Annotated in this window: 3 protein-coding genes; 1 reads left to right on the top strand and 2 read right to left on the bottom strand. The window is 75.3% G+C overall.

Going from position 1 to position 5,196, the window contains the following annotated elements; translation table 11 throughout:
* Positions 1 to 5: 5 nt before the first annotated feature.
* Complete coding sequence (gene dusB / locus FNQ90_RS12000; RefSeq protein WP_182606365.1) at positions 6 to 1,178, top strand: tRNA dihydrouridine synthase DusB; 1,173 nt, start codon at positions 6 to 8, stop codon at positions 1,176 to 1,178.
* Positions 1,179 to 1,235: 57 nt separating this feature from the next.
* On the opposite strand, the gene FNQ90_RS11995 is transcribed toward dusB, so the two are convergent.
* Positions 1,236 to 3,272, bottom strand: a complete 2,037-nt coding sequence (locus FNQ90_RS11995; RefSeq protein ID WP_182606363.1) for an amylo-alpha-1,6-glucosidase — start codon at positions 3,270 to 3,272, stop codon at positions 1,236 to 1,238.
* Entirely contained in the window at positions 3,269 to 5,173 is a 1,905-nt protein-coding gene (locus FNQ90_RS11990; protein ID WP_407699349.1) for an amylo-alpha-1,6-glucosidase, read from the bottom strand. The genes FNQ90_RS11995 and FNQ90_RS11990 overlap by 4 nt, the downstream gene beginning before the upstream one ends.
* Positions 5,174 to 5,196 lie beyond the last annotated feature (23 nt).

Here is a 5,196-nt window from a genome sequence, read left to right as displayed (position 1 = left end):
CCCCGATGGCCCCCGCCGGTGCCCAACCGCCGCCGGAGGCCCTCGCCGGACCGCTGGTCATCGGCCCCCACCGGGTGTGGCCGCCGGTGGTGCTGGCCCCCATGGCGGGCATCACCAACGCCCCCTTCCGCCGCCTGTGCCGGGAGTTCAGCGGGGGCCGGGGACTGTTCGTCAGCGAGATGATCACCACCCGTGCCCTGGTCGAACGCAACGCCAAGACCATGCGGCTGGTCCACTTCGACGCGGATGAGCGCCCCCGTTCCGTGCAGCTCTACGGGGTGGACCCGGTGACCGTCGGCCGCGCCGCCCGGATGATCGCCGACGAGGGACTCGCCGACCACATCGACCTCAACTTCGGCTGTCCGGTCCCCAAGGTCACCCGCCGGGGTGGCGGCTCGGCCCTGCCGTGGAAGCGCCCCCTGTTGCGCGCCATCCTTCGCGAGGCGGTGCGGGGCGCGGGCGGTCTCCCGGTGACCATGAAGATGCGCAAGGGCATCGACGAGGACCACCTCACCCACCTCGACGCGGGCCGTATCGCGGTGGACGAGGGGGTCACCGCCATCGCCCTGCACGGCCGCACCGCCGCCCAGCACTACGGGGGTACCGCCGACTGGTCGGCCATCGCCCGGCTCAAGGAGGCCGTGCCGGAGATCCCGGTCCTGGGCAACGGCGACATCTGGTCCGCCGACGACGCCGTGCGCATGGTGCGGGAGACCGGTTGCGACGGCGTGGTCGTGGGGCGCGGCTGCCTGGGCCGTCCCTGGCTGTTCGCCGACCTGGTGGCGGCCTTCGAGGGGCGGGGAAGCGCGGAATACGCCAGGCCGACGCTGCGCGAGGTCGCCGCGACGATGGTGCGCCACGCCCGACTGCTCGGGGAGTGGCTGGAGGACGAGTCGCGCGGCGTCATCGACTTCCGCAAGCACGTCGCCTGGTACACCAAGGGGTTCTCGGTCGGATCCGAGGCGCGCCGCCGGCTGGCGGTCGCCTCCTCACCGGACGAACTGGCCGGCTTGCTGGAGGAGTTGGAGTTGGACCAGCCCTGGCCGGCCGGCGCGGACGGACCGCGCGGTCGCACCTCCGGACGCAACCGGGTGGTTCTTCCCGACGGATGGCTCGACGACCCGATGGACTGTCCGGCGATCGTCGCCGACGCCGAGCTGGACACCTCGGGCGGCTGACGCCGGTCGCGGGCCGGGACCCGGCCCGCGACCGGCGCCGGCCGGGTGGACGCCCCGTCAACCGGCGGCGGCCGACTCCGGGACGGGGTTCCCGGCAAGCCGCTCCCCGCTCTGTCCCGCGGCGTTTCCCGAGGTGTCTCCCGCTCCGTTCTCCGAGCTGTCCGCCGCCACGCCGTCACCCCCCTCGGCCGCCCGACGGGCCGTCAACAGGGCCAGCGGCGCCGCCGCGGCCCACGCCTGCGGCGAACAGGCGTAGGGGTACGGCACCGGCTCGGGACACTCCTCGCGCCCGTACCCGGCCACCACCTCCGGCAGTCGGTGGTGGTGCCGTTCGGCCAGCGCCATCAGCCCCGAGAGGAGCCGGTCGCCCTCCGCGCGCAGCCCGTACCGGGCCAGCCCCAGGGCCAACACCGCGTTGTCGTGCGGCCAGACCCCGCCCCGGTGGTAGGCGAGCGGATGGTAGGCGTCCTGACCCGCCGCCAGGGTGCGCACGCCCCAGCCGGAGAAGAAGTCCGGTTCCAGCAGCCGCCGCCCCACCGCGACGGCGCGCTCCGCGTCGAGGATCCCCGACCACAGCAGATGCCCGGCATCCGAGGCCAGGGCGTCCACCCGCCGGCCCGTGCCGTCGAGGGCGAGGGCCGGGAAGTCGTGCTCCGGCATCCAGAAGTCGGCGAGGAAGCGTTCGCGCAGGTCCCGCGCCGCCGACTCCAACCGCTCCGCCCACCCGGGGTCGCCCCACACCCGGCGGGCCAGACCGGCGGTCCGGCGCAGCGCGTCCCAGGCGTATCCCTGCGCGGCGGCGGAGGTGATCGCGCCCCTCGCCGGGGTGCCGTCGGCGAAGCAGATCGCGTCGGGGGAGTCCTTCCAGCTCTGGTTGGCCAGCCCGCCCTCGTCCGGGTGGTAGACCAGGTAGCCGTACCCGTCGAGTCCGCCGTGGCGGAACATCCACTCCACCGCCGCCCGGGCGTCGCCCTCCAGGGCACGGGCCGGACCGGTGTCCCCGGTCACCCGGGCGTGTTCGTCGAGCAGGACGAGGAAGAGCGGGGTGCTGTCCACGGCACCGTAGTAGCGCGCGTACGGCACCTGTCCGAAGTGGGCCAGCTCCCCGTGGCGCACCTCGTGCACGATCTTGCCCGGTTGCGCGATCCGCGCCGGGTCCTCCTGCGTCGCCCGGGTCGCGGCCAGGGCGGGCAGGGTGGCCGCCGCGGGTTGCGGCAGGTGGGGGAGCGCGAGGAGCGAGGTGAACAGGGCGTGCCGGCCCATCAGGGTGAGGAACCAGGGCACGCCGGCGGCCGGAACCCGGTGGATGGTGCCGTCCGGGCCCTCGGCGGGGATCCGCAGCGCGGCCAGATCGGCGACCCCCCGGGCGCAGGCACGATCCAGGGAGCCCATTCCCGGGCCCGCGGAGGGCAGTGTCCCGGCGGCGGGGAAGTCGTCGGATCCGGTGGCCGGACCGGGTGCGCCGTGCGGGTGGGCGGCCACCCGCAGCACCAGTTCCGCCGAGCCGCGCGGTGCCGACTCCAGCAGCCACACCAGCCGGCGGGCGCCGCTGCCGGTGTCCTCCACCGCGTCGGGGGCGGGCTCGGCGGAGACGACCGTGCGCGAGTGCCACTCGCGGCGCCGGTACCCGAAGGCCACCCCGTCCGGCAGGGTCTCACGGCTCCGCACCGCGTGGGGCTTGTCGTACCAGCGGTGGTCGGACCGCAGTTCGAACTGGTCGGCGAAGTCGGCGTCCACCGTGAGGGCGACCATCGTCCGGCCGCTCGTCGCCCGGTTGCTCACCAACCTGATCCGCTCCACCAGGGTTCCGGCGGTCACCGTCTGCTCGCGGAAGACGGTGACCGCGGGCGGCTCCCCGCGACCGCCGGGCGGGGCGAGCACGCACGAGGCGGTCTCGCCGGAGCCCCCGGTGGTCGGCACCAGGACGGTGGGGGTGGTGCCGTCCACGGTGAGCTGCCATCGGCTGAGGTGCCTGGCGTCCCGGGTGAACAGGCCGTCCGGCAGGGCCCCGCGCGCACCGGTGATGTCCCCCGAGGGACCCAGCAGCGCGAAGGTGCCGTTGTGGACGAGCAGGCGGTGGTGCGTGACGGTCATCTCAAAGTCCCCTCCCTCTGTGCGGCACGGGCCGCGGCTGTCGTCCCCGGGACGTCGACCGGCGGCTCGACGGCCGGCGTGTCCCGATGACCGCTTCGGGACGGGCGGTCGCCGAGCGAGCGGCCCACGCCCTCCCCGGTGGTTCCGTCCTGCGTGCCCGGGCCCTCGACCCCGGTCCCCGAGTCGGCCGCGGCGGCCGGCCCGACCGGCGACGGGTCCGATAACCCGATCCGGCCCGGTCCCCCCGGCGGCTCCGCCGGCCCGGTGTCCGGGCCCGGATCGGGGCGTCCCGTCGGTCCCGTGGGGCGCGCTCGGTCGCCGGCGTGACCGCCGGGACCGTGTCCGGCGTGCCCACCCGGCCCGCCGGCACGTCCGCCGCCGGCGGGGGCTCGACCCGGTCGGCGGGGCGGATCCGAGGCCCGGCGCATGGTCGGCTCGTGCGGCACCGGCTCGGGAGGTCGCACGGCGCCCAGCAGATCCACCGTCAGGGCGGCGGTCCAGCCGAACTGCCGGGTGCCGCGGGCCCGTCCGGTGTACGGGTCGAGGTACTCGGCGAAGTCGGAGGACACCGCCGAGGCCAACACGCAGGCGCGCAGGTCCTCGGCGAGGGCGTGCTCACCGTATTCCCGCAGCCCGCGTTCGATCAGCCAGTTGACGTTGAACCAGGCGGGGCCGCGCCAGTAGCGGGACGGGTCGAAGGCGGCCCCGAGCAGGTCGTAGCTGGGCACCATTCGGGTGGTCGAGCCGAGGCCGAAGTGCGGGCCGGTGACCGTCCGCAGCAGCGCGGCCGAGACCTCCGGGGGCAGACCCGGCACGATCAGCGGGAGCAGCCCCGAACAGCTCAGTTCCCGGATCGGGCCGCCACCGCGCACGTCGTGGCAGAGGAAGATGCCGTTCTCGGCGTCCCACAGGCGTTCGACCAGGGCGTCGGTGAGGTCGGTGACCCGCTCGCGGTGGGGTTCGGGGTCGGCGCCGATCGCCGTGGCGATGTGGGCCAGGGCCCGCTCGGAGGCGATCAGCAGGGCGTTGACCCCGGGGTCCTCGACGGCGAATCGGTGCGGTGCGCTCGCGTCGTGGTAGCCGTGGTCCCGGTAATCGGCGGCCAGCCGCACGTAGCGGCCGTAGTCCAGATCGGTGGGCCGATCGCAGGCGTCCCCGTGGTCGAGGTCGGCGCGGCGGAAGGTGTCGGCCCGCGCGGGCACGATCCGGCTCAGGGGCTCGTCCCAGCAGGGGCTGTTGTCCATCCCCGATTCCCAGGGGTGGACGATCGAGACCAGGCCCCGCCCGCCGAGGTCGCGGTGGTCGGTGAGGTAGCGCTGCCAGGCGACCAGCCGGGGGTACATCCGGGACAGGAAGCCCCGCCGGGCGGAGCCGGTCGGGTCGGCCAGGTGGACCAGCCAGGCGGCGAGGGCGTGCACCGGCGGCTGGATCAGTCCCGAGGTCTCCACCGTCCCGGGGGCGCCGACCCGGGCGCCGGCGGTGGAGGAGCGCCAGAAGTCCGGGCTGGGGAAGTAGGCGCCCAGCGGCACGTCGGGGTTGAAGACGATGTGCGGCACCCGGCCGTCGGCCCACTGGGCGGTGAAGAGGGTCTCCAGTTCGCGGCGGGCGCGGGCGGCGGAGAGGTGGCGCAGGCCGATGGCGATGAAGGCGGAGTCCCAGCTCCACTGGTGGGGGTACAGGCCCAGCGACGGAACGGTGGAGGCGCCGGTCCAGTTCTGCCGCAGGACCCGCCAGGCGTACTGCCTCAGCAGGTCCGGCGGGGGCGACGTGACCGGCGCGTCCCCGTCGGCGGGGGTGACGGCGGCGTCCGCCGCCGCGACCGCGCGGGAGTCGGGTACGGCGTCGGGGGAAGCCCCGGTGACGGTGGTGGCGGCGGTGGACGGTGTGGTGTGGGAGGTCACGATGACGTGGGGAGGGTCGACGG

It is taken from the genome of Streptomyces alkaliphilus, from assembly GCF_014141535.1.
GTDB lineage: Bacteria > Actinomycetota > Actinomycetes > Streptomycetales > Streptomycetaceae > Streptomyces > Streptomyces alkaliphilus.
Note: the sequence above shows the minus strand (reverse complement) of the source record. Positions and strands in the feature narration are given on the sequence as shown.